Here is a 15,060-nt window from a genome sequence, read left to right as displayed (position 1 = left end):
TAATCAAAGATTTTAATTTATTGAGTCCCGAAGTGGCAGTTCCGCCAATGTGCTTTTATCATCTAAAAACTGTTGATCTAGCTCAAAACATAAATAGGGTTTATGTAAAACTAAAATCGGATGATGTAGAAAAGACTATAGCCGATATTGAAAAATTATGGACAACGGTCGATACCGAATATCCATTTAAATATGATTTTGTGGATAAACAGTATGCCAGAACCTATGAAAACTACGTAAAACAAAAGAACCTTTTCTCATTGCTGAATGTAGTTGTGATTGGTATTGCTCTTTTTGGGCTGTTTGCCTTGGCTTCTTATTCCATACAAAGACGTATGAAAGAAATCGCTATTAGAAAAACTCTTGGCGCGGAAACGAATCTTCTATTGAAAGAGTTATCAAAACAGTACATTTTGTATTGCATAATTGGTTTTCTGCTTGCATTGTTTCCAGTGTATTATTTATTGAACAAATGGCTCGAAAATTTCGCTTTTAGAATAGATATAAGCGTATTTCCATTTGTATTTGGATTCTTAACACTATTAGCCTTAACGCTTGTAATTGTGCTGTCAAGAGCCTATCAGGCCACTAAAACTGATGTTTTGAAATATTTAAAATATGAATAATAAAAACTTTTTAACAGCAGTCTTTTTAATATTTTGTGCTTTGGCAAGCGGCCAGGGAAATCCCTGGTCACTTACAAAGTGTATGGAAATGGCTTTGCAGAATAATATCGAAATCAAAATTAGACAGCTCGAAATAGTAAGGACACAGAAGTCGCAAAATTCCGTTTTAAATCGAATGTTACCCGTTGTCAATTTATATGGAGAACAAGGTTATAATTTTGGGTCTACTATTGATCCTTCGACTAACGGTAGGGTGAGTTCTAATATTCAAAATGATAATTTCTATCTCAACGCCAAAACAAATTTGATTGATTTTAATGCTTTTGCAAATGCTAAAAAGGATAAAATCAATATTGAATTAGCCAAAGCCGAAAAAGAAGTTATAGAAAATGAATATAAACTGCAGATTTTGGAAAGTTACTATCAGGCTCTTTATACACAGGAATTATTGAAAATCCAAAAAGAGCAACTCAAGCAAGCTTCCTTTAACTTGGACAGAGTAACCAAAGAAGTCAATATTGGAAGTAAACCTCAAAGCGATTTGTATGATATGCAATTGAGCTTTTCGGAAGAAGAAAACCGAAATTTAGAAACTGAGCAGTTGTACGGAATTAAAAAAACACAGTTGTTCCAATTGATGAATGTTATGGATGTTGCAACTGATGCAGTGGTTTTGGAACCTTATTTAAAAGAAAAAACAACTGATACTATTGAAAGTGCTTTATACAATCCTAAAATTAAGTTTGCTGAACTGAATTATCAAAGCAGTCTAAAATCGATAGGTTTGGAAAGAGCTAATAACTTGCCAGTATTGTCAGCCTATTATGGATATTCCACTTTTTATTATAAAACGTTAAGTCAGACAAACGCAAACACGGATAGTTTCAAAAATCAATTAGCTGACAATAAAAACCAACAAATAGGTATGCAATTGAATGTTCCAATTTTTAATGGATTTAGAAACAACAAAAAAATTGATGCATCGAAAATCGAAAGCGAAAAATCGAAACTGGTTATAGAACAGGAAAAGCAACAGTTGGACAAACAAGTAGCATTGGAAGAACAAAACAAAAAGAATTACTTGCAGATTCAGAATAAATGGATGGAAAAGTTACAATATGCCAAAGCCTCTCTAGCCACTACACAAGCCAAATTTACAAGCGGAAAAGTTGAAGCCATTGTATATTCATCGGTGAAAAACCAATTTCTTTCGGCAGAATATGAAGTTTTGAAAAATAACCTTCAACTACAATATATTGACTTAAAGATAAATTTATTGAAAAATGATAGTTTGTAAAAGTGGGGAACATAAACTCGATAAGGAAGGGATAATGAGCAGTAAAGCCAAAAGAATAGGTACACCTATCAACAAGTATCCTCATTTACGGTTATTGTAATATTATTTACGGTCATAGCATTCTTATTTACAAATCTGGTTTCTCGTTTAATACTCTTTGGGTCTGCAATATAATTTCCCTTTTAAAACAAATACTATTTTAAGTATATTTGTTCTCCTAAAAAAGAACGGATTGTGGCTCAAATAAATAAATTAAAAATATTCAATGATCCCATTTATGGGTTTATTACCATCCCTAATGCTTTAATCTACGATTTAGTTCAACACCCTTATTTTCAACGCTTGAGACGCATTTCCCAAATGGGTTTGTCTTATTTGGTGTATCCAGGTGCCAATCATACTCGTTTTCACCATGCGCTAGGCAGTATGCATTTGATGCAAAAAGCTGTTGAAGTTTTACGCTTCAAAGAAGTAATCATTAGTCCCGAAGAAGAAAATGCTCTATACATTGCCATTTTATTACATGATGTTGGTCATGGCCCTTTTTCACATGCTATGGAAAGTAGCATCGTAGAGGACGTGCATCACGAGGAAATATCATTATTATTAATGAATCAACTCAATATTGAATTTCAGGGACAATTGAGCCTTGCAATTAAAGTCTTTAAAGGTGAATACCATCGTAAATTTATGTTACAGCTTATATCGAGTCAGCTTGATATGGATCGAATGGATTATTTAAAACGAGATAGTTTTTATTCGGGAGTTTCAGAAGGGAATGTGAATTCGGAACGATTGATACAGATGATGAATGTCGTAGATGATGTATTGGTCATTGAAGAAAAAGGCATCTATTCTGTTGAAAAATTCCTCATGTCCAGACGATTGATGTATTGGCAGGTATATTTACATAAAACAAGTTTGGCAGCCGAATTAACTTTGACCAAAGTCTTAAAACGTGCCAAAGAATTGACTGAAAGAGGTGTTGTTTTGCCTTGTAGTGAACCATTACTATTTTTTATGCAAAACAAAGTGACAATGGAGACTTTTGATCCAAAAACTGTAAAGTTATTCACTAAGTTGGATGATTTTGACATCATCAGTGCTCTTAAAGCCTGGGAAAACCATAATGACTTTATACTCTCTTCATTGAGCAAAATGATTATCAATCGAGATCTTTTTAAAATTAAGTTAACGAATGATAAAGTTTCGTTAGAAGAATTACATGTACAAAAGGAACGATTTTCAATTCAAAATAAAATTTCTCTGGCCGAATCTAATTATTTTATTTTCAAAGGTAAAATAAAGAGTCAAGCGTACAGTAAAGTAGCAGAACCCATACGAATTCTAAATAAAGACAAAACAATTGAAGATGTTGTAGAAGCCTCTGACCAGCTGAATTTGAAATCGTTATCAAAGTTAGTGACTAAGTATTATATATGTTTTCCAAAACAACTGCTTTAAAATTAACATTTAAAACCTATTTTTTATATTTTTGTCGCAACAAAACAAGCCAATCTATTTTTATTAAATATTGTGAGAACTAACACTAGCATGTTCCATCTTATACTTTTTAAAAATACAATTCAATAAGATGAAATTTACAGCTGAACAAATAGCAGGAATATTGGAAGGAGAAATTGTTGGAGATCCCAACATTGAAGTTTCTCGTTTATCTAAAATTGAAGAAGGGGCTGAAGGGTCGCTTACTTTTTTATCTAATCCAAAATACATCAACTACATATACACCACAAAAGCCTCAATAACAATTGTTAACGATACTTTTGTTCCCGAATTCCCAATAACTACTACTCTTATCAAAGTAGCCGATGCTTATAAATCTTTTTCTAAACTATTGGAGTTTTACAATCAAGTGAAATTAAATAAAAGCGGTATTGAAACTCCTTCTTTTATTTCTGAAAGTGCAAAATATGGTGCAAATCTATATTTAGGAAGCTTTAGTTATATAGGCGATAATGTTGTATTAGGTGATAATGTAAAAATATATCCAGGAAGTTTTATAGGTGACAATGTAACTATTGGAAATAATGTGGTTATTTTTGCTGGTGCTAAAATTTATTCTGAAACAATAATTGGTAATAATTGCACGATTCATTCTGGTACAATTATTGGTGCTGATGGTTTTGGTTATGCACCAAATGAAGATGGTACGTACAACAAAATACCACAAATTGGGAATGTAATTATAGAGGATAATGTAGATATTGGTGCCAATTCTACGATTGACAGAGCTACATTAGGCTCTACAGTTATCAGAGCTGGTGTAAAATTGGATAATCAAATTCAAATTGCACACAACGTTGAAATTGGGCGTAACACAGTTATTGCAGCCCAATCTGGAATTGCAGGTTCTACCAAAGTAGGGGAGAATTGTATGATAGGAGGACAAGTAGGTATTGTGGGACATCTGACAGTTGGTAATAATGTTCGTATTCAAGCTCAATCTGGAGTCGGAAGAAATATAAAAGATAATGAAATACTTCAAGGAAGTCCAACTTTTGGATATTCTGACTACAGTAAATCATATGTACATTTTAAGAATCTACCAAAATTGGTAAAAGAAATAGAAGAGTTAAAAAAACAAATATTAAACCAAAAAAATGGAAACAATGGTTAAACAGAAGACCATCAAAACAGAAATTTCGCTAACGGGAGTTGGATTACATACTGGAAAAGAAGTTACAATGACTTTCAAACCTGCTCCAGTAAATAATGGCTTTACATTTGTTCGTGTCGATCTTGAAGGTCACCCTGTTATTGAGGCTGATGCTAATTATGTAGTCAATACACAACGTGGTACTAATTTGGAAAAATTAGGTGTCAAAATTCAAACTCCAGAACATGTTTTGGCAGCTTTAATGGGTTGTGACTTGGATAACGTAATTATTGAGTTAGATGCCTCTGAACTACCAATTATGGATGGTTCTTCTAAGTTTTTTATGGAAGCCATTGAAGAAGCGGGAATTATCGAACAGGAATTAAACCGAAATGTATATGTTGTAAAAGAAGTTATTTCTTTTACTGATGAAGCTTCTGGAAGTGAAATCATGGTTATGCCAAGTGATCATTATAGTGTTACTACAATGGTTGATTTTGGAACAAAAATATTAGGCACACAAAATGCCACTTTAAAAACTATCGGAGATTTTAAAACAGAAATTTCCAATGCCAGAACTTTTAGCTTCTTACATGAATTGGAAGCGCTATTGGAAAATGGCTTGATTAAAGGAGGAGATTTAAACAATGCTATCGTGTACGTAGACAAAGATATTTCTGAATCTACAATGGAGAGTTTGAAGAAAGCTTTTGGTAAAGATGAAATTACGGTAAAACCAAATGGAATTTTAGACAATCTGACTTTGCATTATCCAAATGAAGCTGCAAGACATAAATTGCTAGATGTGATTGGAGACTTAGCTTTGATTGGAACTAAAATTCAAGGAAAAATAATCGCCAACAAACCTGGGCATTATGTAAATACCCAATTTGCAAAAAAAATGGCCAAAATCATTAAAAGTGAACAAAGAAATTATGTTCCTACCTATGATTTAAACCAAGAGCCATTAATGGATATCCATAAAATTATGGCTATGTTGCCTCATAGGCCTCCATTTTTATTGATTGACAGAATCATTGAAATGTCGGATAGTCATGTTGTGGGAATGAAAAATGTAACAATGAACGAAAGTTTCTTCGTTGGACATTTTCCTAATGCACCTGTAATGCCTGGAGTTTTGATTGTTGAAGCAATGGCACAAACAGGAGGAATATTAGTTTTAAGTACTGGTCCAGATCCTGAAAATTATTTGACATTTTTCATGAAAATTGACAACGTAAAATTTAAGCAAAAAGTTTTGCCGGGAGATACACTAATTTTCAAATGTGATTTGATTACGCCAATAAGAAGAGGTATCTGTCACATGCAAGCCAATGCTTATGCAAATGGGCGTTTGGTTGCACAAGCCGAATTAATGGCGCAAATTGCAAGAAAACAATAAATTTTGATTAATTGCTTTTAATGAAGAAAGCGTTAGTTATATTAATTAATTTAAAAAATAGTAGATGAATCAACCGTTAGCATACGTTCATCCAGGTGCAAAAATCGCCAAAAATGTTGTAATTGAACCTTTTACAACCATTCATAATAATGTAGTTATTGGTGATGGAACTTGGATAGGTTCTAATGTAACAATAATGGAGGGAGCAAGAATTGGTAAAAATTGTAATATTTTTCCAGGTGCTGTAATTGCTGCTGTACCTCAAGATTTAAAATTTGGAGGAGAAGATTCTTTGGCAATTATTGGAGATAATTGTACTATTAGAGAATGTGTTACCATCAATAGGGGAACTATTGCTTCAGGTCAAACTGTAATTGGTAATAACTGCTTAATTATGGCAACTGCCCATATCGCTCACGATTGTCACGTTGGTAATAATGCTATTATTGTTAATGGTGTTCTTTTAGGAGGACATGTAACAATTGGGAATTATGCCGTTATTGGTGGACTATCAGCTGTACATCAGTTTATCAGTGTTGGTGACCATGCCATGGTATCTGGAGGTTCTTTACTAAGAAAAGATGTTCCGCCATACACTAAAGCAGCAAAAGAACCTTTGTCTTATGTTGGAATCAATTCCGTAGGATTAAGAAGACGTGGGTTTACATCCGAAAAAATCAGAGAAATCCAAGAAATTTACAGAATTTTATATCAAAAAAATTATAATGTAACTCAAGCTCTGGACATAATAGAAGGTGAAATGGAAGCTACGCCTGAGCGTGATGAAGTAATTGATTTTATCAGAAACTCATCAAGAGGAGTAATGAAAGGTTATTCTGGAAACTATTAATTTAGCAGACAGAAAAGAATAAAAAATAATTATAAAATTGAATATAGTAAACAGCTTATGTTTATTAAAATTCAAAATCAATAAATAAATAAATAATACAACAATAATGGCGACTACATCAGATATTAAAAATGGATTGTGCATCAAATACAACAATGATATTTACAAAATCATTGAATTTCTTCATGTGAAACCAGGGAAAGGTCCTGCATTTGTAAGAACAAAATTAAGAAGTTTAACTAACGGAAAAGTATTGGACAATACTTTCTCTGCTGGTCATAAAATTGAAGAAGTAAGAGTTGAAAACCACAAATTTCAGTTTTTATACCCTGAAGGTGATTTATTCCATTTTATGAATGTTGAAACTTACGAGCAAATCTCTTTGAATAAAAACATTTTGGATTCACCGGATTTATTGAAAGAAGGAGAAAGTGTAATGGTAAGTATCAATACAGAAACTGATTTGCCACTTTCTGTTGATATGCCTGCATCTGTTGTCCTTCAAGTTACTTATGCTGAACCAGGTGTTAAAGGAAATACAGCTACGAATGCAACAAAATCTGCTACTGTTGAAACAGGTGCAACTGTAAATGTTCCTTTGTTCATTAATGAAGGAGACAAAATAAAAATCGATACTACTTCTGGTTCTTACATGGAACGAGTTAAAGAATAGTTGTCTCTGTTTAGTGTTTGATTTAATTATAAACTGAACACTAAACACTGATTTCTGAATACAATATTTATGAAATTTCCAAAAGTTTATTCTCTACAAGATATTGCAAATTTGCTTCAATGCGAATTTGTAGGCGATGCTTTGTTTCCAGTTTATGGCATGAATGAAATTCACGTTGTAGAATCTGGGGATATCGTTTTTGTAGATCATCCAAAATATTACGATAAAGCTTTACAATCAGCAGCTACAATTGTTTTAATTAACAAAAAAGTAGAGTGCCCTGAAGGAAAAGCTTTGTTGATTTCAGATGATCCTTTTAGAGATTTTAATGTACTAACAAAACACTTCATGCCTTTTGTACAGGCGAATGTTTCTATTTCGGCTTCCGCAAAAATCGGAAAAGGAACTATGATTCAACCAAATTCTTTCATCGGAAATAATGTTGTTATCGGAGAAAATTGTTTGATACACGCTAATGTTTCCATTTATGACCATACAATAATTGGGAATAATGTTATTATCCATTCAGGTACTATTCTTGGAGCCGATGCCTTTTATTATAAAAAAAGACCAGATGGTTTTGATCAACTAATTTCGGGAGGTCGAGTTGTAATTAAAGATAATGTTGGTATTGGAGCACTTTGTACAATTGACAAAGGAGTTACTGGTGATACCACTATTGGAGAAGGTACCAAAATTGATAATCAGGTACACGTTGGACATGATACCGTAATTGGTAAAAAATGTCTAATCGCTTCGCAAACAGGTATTGCAGGTTGTGTGATTATAGAAGATGAAGTTACCATTTGGGGACAGGTGGGAACAACAAGTGGCATCACTATAGGAGCAAATGCAGTAATACTTGGACAGACAGGTGTTACAAAATCAGTGGATGGAGGGAAAAGTTATTTTGGTACTCCAATTGAAGAATCAAGAGAAAAATTGAAGCAATTAGCAAATATTAAAAAGATACCCGAAATTTTAAAAAAATTAAAATAATATGTCTGCTAAAGAAATTGTAAAAAGTTTTTATAAATCAGATGCCTTCATTAATCCTACGATAATGAAAGAGTATTTGCATCCCGACTGTATTTTGGATTGGAATAGTAGCACAGGATTTATTCAAATGGATTATAAAGAATTAATCAATTTGACTAATGACATTAGTAGGGCTTATGTTCGTACCAAAGCAAGAATTAGTCATATTGTGGAAGAAGGAAATATGGTTTCTGTACGTTTTTCACATTATGTAAAAACAATAGAAAATCCAAGAGAAGAAATGTTTTTGGCCCATATTATGATTATATGGGAATTAAAAGATAATAAATTATACAGAGGATATCAAATTAGTCAAGTGATGTAATTATTTTTATTTTAAAAAAAGTATAAAATAATTACAAAAGACTTACTTTTGCGTCACAATTTTAAAAACTACATAAAAAATATATCATGAGTGTTTTAGTTAATAAAGATTCAAAAATAATTGTTCAGGGATTTACAGGTAGCGAAGGAACTTTCCACGCTTCTCAAATGATTGAATACGGTACGAATGTTGTTGGTGGTGTTACTCCTGGAAAAGGAGGAACTACACATTTGGACCTTCCAGTTTTTAACACAGTAAAAGATGCTGTTGAACAAGCCGGAGCCGATACAACTATTATTTTTGTACCACCTGCTTTTGCTGCAGATGCAATTATGGAAGCTGCAGATGCTGGAATAAAAGTAATCATTGCTATTACTGAAGGAATTCCAGTTGCAGATATGATTAAAGCAAATAGCTATGTAAAAGAAAGAAATGCTAGATTAATAGGTCCAAACTGTCCAGGTGTTATTACGCCAGGAGAGGCTAAAGTTGGAATTATGCCAGGTTTCGTTTTCAAAAAAGGAACTGTAGGTATTGTATCTAAATCAGGAACTTTAACATATGAAGCTGCTGACCAAGTTGTAAAACAAGGATTGGGAATTACTACCGCTATCGGTATTGGTGGAGATCCAATTATTGGAACAACTACTAAAGAAGCTGTAGAATTATTGATGAACGATCCAGAAACAGAATGTATTGTAATGATTGGTGAAATCGGTGGTCAATTAGAAGCTGATGCTGCTAAATGGATTAAAGCTGACGGTAATCGTAAACCAGTTGTAGGTTTCATCGCAGGAGTTACTGCTCCAGCCGGACGTACAATGGGACATGCAGGTGCAATTGTTGGTGGTTCTGACGATACAGCTGAAGCTAAAAAACAAATTATGAGAGAGAACGGAATTCACGTTGTTGACTCTCCAGCTGAAATAGGAAAGAAAGTAAAAGAAGTATTGGGTTAATATTCAGTATTTTAAAAACAAAATACCAAAATGCCTCACGATTTTGTGAGGCATTTTTTTAATTATAAAAAATATGTACAAAGAATTAGAAAAGTTTACAGTAAAAGGGAATTTTACGTTTACACAGGAAGATAATTTAGAAGCAGTTTGTAACGCTTCAGAAACAGGAAGTGGAGTTTTTGTTGTTTATGCTGCCAAAGAATTAATAATGGTTGGTTCTACAGGAACAGTTCAAAATGATGGGACTTTGAAAAGCAAAAATGGTGGTTTACATGATAAGATTGTAAATGGTCATCAATTTGCTAAAACGGGAAGAAAATATTCTTGGCCTGCTCAAATGAAAAAAGAAAGTATTGATACCTTGGAAGTTTTTTGGTTTGAAACTTTTAATAGCGATGCAAAATCAATTCCAACTAGCGTTGAAGGTCAAGTTTTACAAAACTTTCTAGATGAAAATGGTAAATTGCCAAGATGGAATGTCGCTTTTTAATACATTCATAGTCAAACAAAAAATGCTTTACATCTTGTAAAGCATTTTTTGTTTATTTTTATTTTGAAAAAATAAAGAGTTTATTTTTCTTTAAAATCTACAGATAAGGAATTAACGCAATATCGTTGACCAGTTTTTGTTGGCCCATCTTCAAAAACATGACCTAGATGCCCTCCACAATTGGAGCAAACAATTTCAGTACGCTTCATACCGTGTGTATTATCTACAATATATTCTACTTTTCCAGGAATTGATTCATCAAATGATGGCCAGCCACAATGCGCGTCAAACTTAGAATTACTTTCAAATAAGGGAGTCCCACAGCCTCCACAACAATAAACTCCATTTTCAAAATGCAAATTATACTTGCCTGTATGTGGATATTCTGTACCTTTTTGGCGAAGAATTTTATAACGCTCAGTTCCTAATTCTTCTTCCCATTCTTTTTCTGATTTCACAAAAGGATAATTCATGATGCTTATTTTTCAATAAAATTAGTTATTTTTTCGATTACTTGATGATCAGCAAGTATCTTTCTGTGGCCTAACCTCTTGGTCAACATTAATTCTCCGTTTTTGAGATGCTGATGTATATGAATTCCTGCCTTTACGGGCACTTCAGGATCATTTTCATCGTGAATTACCAAAGTCGGAATTAAAGTCGTTTCGGCAGCTTTGTATGCACTGTAATCATCCATGATTCCACCATATTTATTTTCAAAACGCTCACATAATAGTTTGCTTATTTCGGGTTTCAATCCCAATTTGGCAACAAAATCCTCTGTGATATCCTGTACAATATCTCCACTACCAATAATTACAGCTTTCTTTACTTGAAATCCTTCTTTTATGGCATTCATAACTGTCATTCCACCCAAAGAATGTCCAATAGCAATTTCAAAAGGTCCAAATTGTTTGTCTATTTCAATAACTGAAGCAATAAAATCAACCATGATGGTAGAATTTCCAGGAGATTTTCCATGTGCTGGCGCATCAAAACTAACAGTGGAATATCCCAATCTGATCATTTCATCGGCAATTTTACATAATTGAGTACCTCTGCCTGACCATCCGTGAACCAATAAAACTTTTTTACCGCTTTTCCCATACTCATAGACATTTATTTTTCTATTTATGGGAGGGACAATAATCATTTGTTGAACACTCTTTTTATCCATTTCAATTTCTCGTTTTGGAATTTTATGTTTTATTGGGGTTGTAAACAATTTAGATGCATAAATCGTAACCCATTTAGTAGACAAAAAAGCAATAAACTTACTTGATAGGATTATAATTTTAGGAATTTTCAAAGGCTTAGTATGATTTGTGGCGTTTTTTGTCATATTGATAAAATTGTGAAATGTCTTTAAAAATTAATTTTTTTTAACTAAATTTAAAAAACATAAAATTAGTATAAATTTAATGTTAATATAATTTTATTTCATAGTATAAAAGTATTAATTTTTTAAATTTTGTAAGGAATTGAGATGTTCGGAAACATCATCATTAAACAAAAATAAAAGGTCATTCATGGAAATATTTCACATTGGAGCAGAATGTTACCCGGTAGCAAAAGTGGGTGGTTTAGCCGATGTAATTGGGGCATTGCCAAAATACCAAAGCAATGAAGAAAATAAGGTTCATGTTGTCATTCCATGTTATCAAACAGCATTTCGATTAGAAAATGATTTTGATTGTGTTCATTGGGGAAAATTAAAATTAGGAAACTTTAATTTTCCGTTTAGCGTATTGAAAGAAACGTCAAATAAATTAGGATTTGAGCTCTATTTAATAGATATCCCAGAACTTTTTGACCGACCATATATATATAATTACAAAGATGATATCGAACGTTTTTTATCATTTCAAATTGCTGCATTAGACTGGATTTCAGGAAGGAGTTCTATTCCGGATATTATTCATTGTCACGATCATCATACGGGCTTAATACCTTTTATGAAAAAGTATTGCCCAAAATATGATAAACTAAAAAAGATACCAGCACTCATTACAATCCACAATGGATTGTATCAAGGTATATTTGCATTTAATAAATTATATTATTTGCCTGAATTTGATTTGATTAACATAAAAGAATTAGAGTGGGGAAATTGTATCAATTCTTTAGCTGCGGCGATAAAATGTGCTGATGAAGTTACCACTGTTTCAACAAGTTATCTCAATGAAATGAATCATTCGGACAATGGTCTTGAAACATTATTTCAAAGGGTTCGACACAAGTCAAAAGGGATTCTAAATGGAATCGATATTGATGTATGGGATCCAGAGAAAGATCCAATGCTGGAAATAAATTATTCGGCAGATACAATTAATGAAGGGAAGCAAAAAAATAAAGAGCAAATGTGTACGCTTTTCAATATGAATCCAACAAAGCCACTCTTTAGTTTCATTGGTAGATTATATAATGAAAAAGGAGCTGATTTACTTCCGAAGGTTATATCATCAGCTTTGACAACTTTTAAAGAAGAAATCAATATTTTAATTTTAGGGTATGGAGATGTCGAAATAGAAAACCAACTTACACAATTGCTCTCTGTTTATCATGAAAATTACAATGTCTACATTGGTTATAATGAAGAATTGGCGCACAAAACGTATGCAAGTTCCGATTTTATTTTAATTCCATCACGTGTAGAACCTTGTGGATTGAATCAAATGTATGCATTGCGATATGGTACAATACCGATAGTAAGAAGAACAGGAGGTTTAAAAGATACAATCATTGATTTTGAAGATAGCGGAAATGGAATTTGCCACGACCAAGCTTCAGTAGAAGATGTTTTAGATTCTATACAACGAGCTGTCGATTTGTATAAAAACAAAGAAAGCATCACCCAAATGAGAATAAAAGGAATGAATACAAACCATTCTTGGAAAACCGTAAGCCAAGAATATATTGAATTATATAATTTAATTATTGCAAAGACACATGAAAGCTAAAAGAAAAAAAGTTATCGCTATTATTTTAGGAGGAGGCCAAGGTTCAAGATTGTATCCATTAACTGCCAGAAGGTCAAAGCCCGCAGTTCCGATAGGAGGAAAATATCGATTGGTAGATATTCCAATTTCAAATTGTATGAATTCCGATATTTATAAAATGTTTGTCTTGACACAATTCAATTCCGCTTCGTTGAATGCCCATATTAAGAATACTTATAATTTTAGCATTTTTAGTCAGTCTTTTGTGGATATTTTGGCCGCCGAGCAAACACCAGACAACCCAACTTGGTTTCAAGGAACTGCTGATGCCGTAAGACAATGTATGCCGCATTTTCTAAACCATGAATTTGATTATGCTTTAATTCTTTCGGGGGATCAGCTGTACCAAATGGATTTTAACGCAATGCTTGAGGCCCATATCGACGCTCAAGCCGATATTACTATTGCTACTTTACCTGTAAATGACAAAGACGCTCCAGAATTTGGGATATTGAAAACAAATGCAGAAAGTTGTATTGATTGCTTTATAGAAAAGCCTGCCAAAGAATTATTACCCGATTGGAAATCGGAAGTAAGTGATGAAATGAAGAGCCAAGGAAAACACTATTTAGCTTCAATGGGCATCTATATTTTCAACAGAAAATTGTTAATCGATTTGATGGCCAATCCCGAAACAAAGGATTTCGGAAAAGAAATCATACCACAAGCCGTTGGAAATAAAAAATTATTGAGTTATCAATATGAAGGTTATTGGACAGATATAGGTAACATCGACTCCTTTTTTGAAGCCAATATAGGTTTAACGGATGATATTCCTCAATTCAATCTGTTTGACAACAATAATAAAATCTATACCAGACCTCGTTTATTATCACCTTCTAAGTTCCATAAAACAATGGTTGAAAGATCATTAATATCTGAGGGGTGCATTATTCATGCTAAATCAATTACCAAATCTGTTATTGGTAACCGTTCTCGAATTGGAGAAGGAACCGTGATTCAACACTGTTATGTTATGGGTAATGATTTCTATCAAAATATTGATGATATTAACGACGATATCAATAATGAAATACCTTTAATCGGGATAGGAGAAAGGTGTTTTATTGATAATGCCATCGTAGATAAAAACTGTAGGATTGGAAACGATGTATATGTAAAAGGTGGCAAACATTTGGCCGATACCTCAAACGATTTGTATTGTGTAAAAGAAGGAATTGTCGTGATCAGAAAAGGAGCAATAATTCCAAATAATTTTACAGTAAAATAATTTACTCATAGAAAATTCTTCTTAAAATATTCATCAGAAAAACTCAATTCACCAAATAGTCAGTACAATTTATTGCACTTTCTATTTGGTGTAATTAGTAATTACTACGTAATCCAATTTCTCATTCAACATTAATCCAAAAGAAAAACTACTAATTAGGGAAATTTGATTTATTATTCACAATAAACAAAGTCTAATGAATCTAATTAATAGAATATTTGTATTTTTTGAAATTAGCTTCTATAAATATTCAATATTTACTAAATTACATGTTCAATTTAACTAATCTCATGCAAAACCAAACTCGTATAATTATAGAAAATGTTTTACCACAACTCAATGGTGGCAGCTTTGCAATAAAAAGAATTGTAGGTCAAAAAATAGTAATCACCGCTGATGTTTTTTCAGATGGTCATGATGTTATTCAATGTTGTGTAAAGTTCAAACATGAATCTGAAAACAATTGGCAGGAAGTTCGAATGACACCAACACACAATGATGAATGGTTTGCTGAATTCCATGTTGAAAAGCAAGGAAAGTACACTTATTTTGT

16 protein-coding genes are annotated in these 15,060 nt (G+C 32.6%); 14 read left to right on the top strand and 2 right to left on the bottom strand.

The genetic code is table 11. The features are described 5' to 3' along the window. The 11 genes from VFS71_RS14800 to VFS71_RS14750 all read left to right on the top strand — a co-directional run. The coding region (locus VFS71_RS14800; RefSeq protein ID WP_326402181.1) for an ABC transporter permease at positions 1 to 626 on the top strand (626 nt) is incomplete at its 5' end. After that, the gene (locus VFS71_RS14795) at positions 619 to 1,923 is read left to right on the top strand and encodes a TolC family protein (RefSeq protein WP_326402180.1); all 1,305 of its coding nucleotides are present in this window, start codon (positions 619 to 621) and stop codon (positions 1,921 to 1,923) included. The genes VFS71_RS14800 and VFS71_RS14795, both read left to right, overlap by 8 nt. A 234-nt stretch (positions 1,924 to 2,157) precedes the next feature. Next, on the top strand, positions 2,158 to 3,387 hold the full coding sequence (locus VFS71_RS14790; RefSeq protein ID WP_326402179.1) for an HD domain-containing protein: 1,230 nt from the start codon (positions 2,158 to 2,160) through the stop codon (positions 3,385 to 3,387). Between the two features lie 130 nt (positions 3,388 to 3,517). Then, entirely contained in the window at positions 3,518 to 4,561 is a 1,044-nt protein-coding gene (lpxD, locus tag VFS71_RS14785; RefSeq protein WP_326402178.1) for a UDP-3-O-(3-hydroxymyristoyl)glucosamine N-acyltransferase, read from the top strand. After that, complete coding sequence (locus VFS71_RS14780) at positions 4,554 to 5,942, top strand: bifunctional UDP-3-O-[3-hydroxymyristoyl] N-acetylglucosamine deacetylase/3-hydroxyacyl-ACP dehydratase (protein WP_326402176.1); 1,389 nt, start codon at positions 4,554 to 4,556, stop codon at positions 5,940 to 5,942. Before lpxD ends, VFS71_RS14780 begins: the two co-directional genes overlap by 8 nt. 64 nt (positions 5,943 to 6,006) lie before the next feature. Further along, positions 6,007 to 6,792, top strand: coding sequence for an acyl-ACP--UDP-N-acetylglucosamine O-acyltransferase (lpxA, locus tag VFS71_RS14775; RefSeq protein ID WP_111410775.1), 786 nt, complete (start codon positions 6,007 to 6,009; stop codon positions 6,790 to 6,792). Positions 6,793 to 6,898: 106 nt separating this feature from the next. Continuing rightward, positions 6,899 to 7,465 (top strand): elongation factor P, encoded by a 567-nt coding sequence (efp, locus tag VFS71_RS14770; RefSeq protein WP_326402174.1) that lies wholly within the window; start codon positions 6,899 to 6,901, stop codon positions 7,463 to 7,465. A gap of 69 nt (positions 7,466 to 7,534) precedes the next feature. Further along, on the top strand, positions 7,535 to 8,464 hold the full coding sequence (locus tag VFS71_RS14765; RefSeq protein WP_326402172.1) for a UDP-3-O-(3-hydroxymyristoyl)glucosamine N-acyltransferase: 930 nt from the start codon (positions 7,535 to 7,537) through the stop codon (positions 8,462 to 8,464). Between the two features lies 1 nt (position 8,465). Beyond that, positions 8,466 to 8,828: a nuclear transport factor 2 family protein gene (locus tag VFS71_RS14760; RefSeq protein ID WP_326402170.1), complete on the top strand. Its 363-nt coding sequence runs from the start codon at positions 8,466 to 8,468 to the stop codon at positions 8,826 to 8,828. A gap of 86 nt (positions 8,829 to 8,914) precedes the next feature. Beyond that, on the top strand, positions 8,915 to 9,787 hold the full coding sequence (gene sucD / locus VFS71_RS14755; protein WP_077376539.1) for a succinate--CoA ligase subunit alpha: 873 nt from the start codon (positions 8,915 to 8,917) through the stop codon (positions 9,785 to 9,787). A 73-nt stretch (positions 9,788 to 9,860) separates the two neighbouring features. Beyond that, the gene (locus VFS71_RS14750) at positions 9,861 to 10,277 is read left to right on the top strand and encodes a hypothetical protein (protein ID WP_326402168.1); all 417 of its coding nucleotides are present in this window, start codon (positions 9,861 to 9,863) and stop codon (positions 10,275 to 10,277) included. An 80-nt stretch (positions 10,278 to 10,357) separates the two neighbouring features. Here VFS71_RS14750 and msrB read toward each other — a convergent pair whose 3' ends face one another. Both msrB and VFS71_RS14740 read right to left on the bottom strand, forming a co-directional pair. Beyond that, positions 10,358 to 10,750 (bottom strand): peptide-methionine (R)-S-oxide reductase MsrB, encoded by a 393-nt coding sequence (gene msrB, locus VFS71_RS14745; protein WP_326402166.1) that lies wholly within the window; start codon positions 10,748 to 10,750, stop codon positions 10,358 to 10,360. Positions 10,751 to 10,755: 5 nt separating this feature from the next. Beyond that, positions 10,756 to 11,619 carry an alpha/beta hydrolase gene (locus VFS71_RS14740; protein ID WP_326402165.1) on the bottom strand — a complete coding sequence of 288 codons (864 nt, stop codon included), beginning with the start codon at positions 11,617 to 11,619 and terminating at the stop codon, positions 10,756 to 10,758. Between the two features lie 187 nt (positions 11,620 to 11,806). Here VFS71_RS14740 and VFS71_RS14735 point away from each other — a divergent pair, with 187 nt between their 5' ends. The 3 genes from VFS71_RS14735 to VFS71_RS14725 all read left to right on the top strand — a co-directional run. Continuing rightward, positions 11,807 to 13,237 carry a glycogen synthase gene (locus tag VFS71_RS14735; RefSeq protein ID WP_326402163.1) on the top strand — a complete coding sequence of 477 codons (1,431 nt, stop codon included), beginning with the start codon at positions 11,807 to 11,809 and terminating at the stop codon, positions 13,235 to 13,237. Beyond that, positions 13,227 to 14,507, top strand: a complete 1,281-nt coding sequence (locus VFS71_RS14730) for a glucose-1-phosphate adenylyltransferase (protein WP_326402162.1) — start codon at positions 13,227 to 13,229, stop codon at positions 14,505 to 14,507. The genes VFS71_RS14735 and VFS71_RS14730 overlap by 11 nt, the downstream gene beginning before the upstream one ends. Before the next feature lie 290 nt (positions 14,508 to 14,797). After that, positions 14,798 to 15,060, top strand: a 263-nt coding sequence (locus tag VFS71_RS14725) for a maltotransferase domain-containing protein (RefSeq protein WP_326402161.1), incomplete at its 3' end; no start/stop codon positions are given.

Origin of the sequence: Flavobacterium sp., assembly GCF_035760125.1 — a bacterium.
Taxonomy (GTDB): Bacteria; Bacteroidota; Bacteroidia; order Flavobacteriales; family Flavobacteriaceae; genus Flavobacterium.
Note: the sequence above shows the minus strand (reverse complement) of the source record. Positions and strands in the feature narration are given on the sequence as shown.

Coding starts and splice junctions, on each gene's coding strand:
- VFS71_RS14795 (WP_326402180.1), top strand. CDS start 619: ATGAATAATAAAAACTTTTTAACAGCAGTCTTTTTAATATTTTGTGCT.
- lpxD (WP_326402178.1), top strand. CDS start 3,518: ATGAAATTTACAGCTGAACAAATAGCAGGAATATTGGAAGGAGAAATT.
- VFS71_RS14780 (WP_326402176.1), top strand. CDS start 4,554: ATGGTTAAACAGAAGACCATCAAAACAGAAATTTCGCTAACGGGAGTT.
- lpxA (WP_111410775.1), top strand. CDS start 6,007: ATGAATCAACCGTTAGCATACGTTCATCCAGGTGCAAAAATCGCCAAA.
- efp (WP_326402174.1), top strand. CDS start 6,899: ATGGCGACTACATCAGATATTAAAAATGGATTGTGCATCAAATACAAC.
- VFS71_RS14765 (WP_326402172.1), top strand. CDS start 7,535: ATGAAATTTCCAAAAGTTTATTCTCTACAAGATATTGCAAATTTGCTT.
- VFS71_RS14760 (WP_326402170.1), top strand. CDS start 8,466: ATGTCTGCTAAAGAAATTGTAAAAAGTTTTTATAAATCAGATGCCTTC.
- sucD (WP_077376539.1), top strand. CDS start 8,915: ATGAGTGTTTTAGTTAATAAAGATTCAAAAATAATTGTTCAGGGATTT.
- VFS71_RS14750 (WP_326402168.1), top strand. CDS start 9,861: ATGTACAAAGAATTAGAAAAGTTTACAGTAAAAGGGAATTTTACGTTT.
- msrB (WP_326402166.1), bottom strand. CDS start 10,750: ATGAATTATCCTTTTGTGAAATCAGAAAAAGAATGGGAAGAAGAATTA.
- VFS71_RS14740 (WP_326402165.1), bottom strand. CDS start 11,619: ATGACAAAAAACGCCACAAATCATACTAAGCCTTTGAAAATTCCTAAA.
- VFS71_RS14735 (WP_326402163.1), top strand. CDS start 11,807: ATGGAAATATTTCACATTGGAGCAGAATGTTACCCGGTAGCAAAAGTG.
- VFS71_RS14730 (WP_326402162.1), top strand. CDS start 13,227: ATGAAAGCTAAAAGAAAAAAAGTTATCGCTATTATTTTAGGAGGAGGC.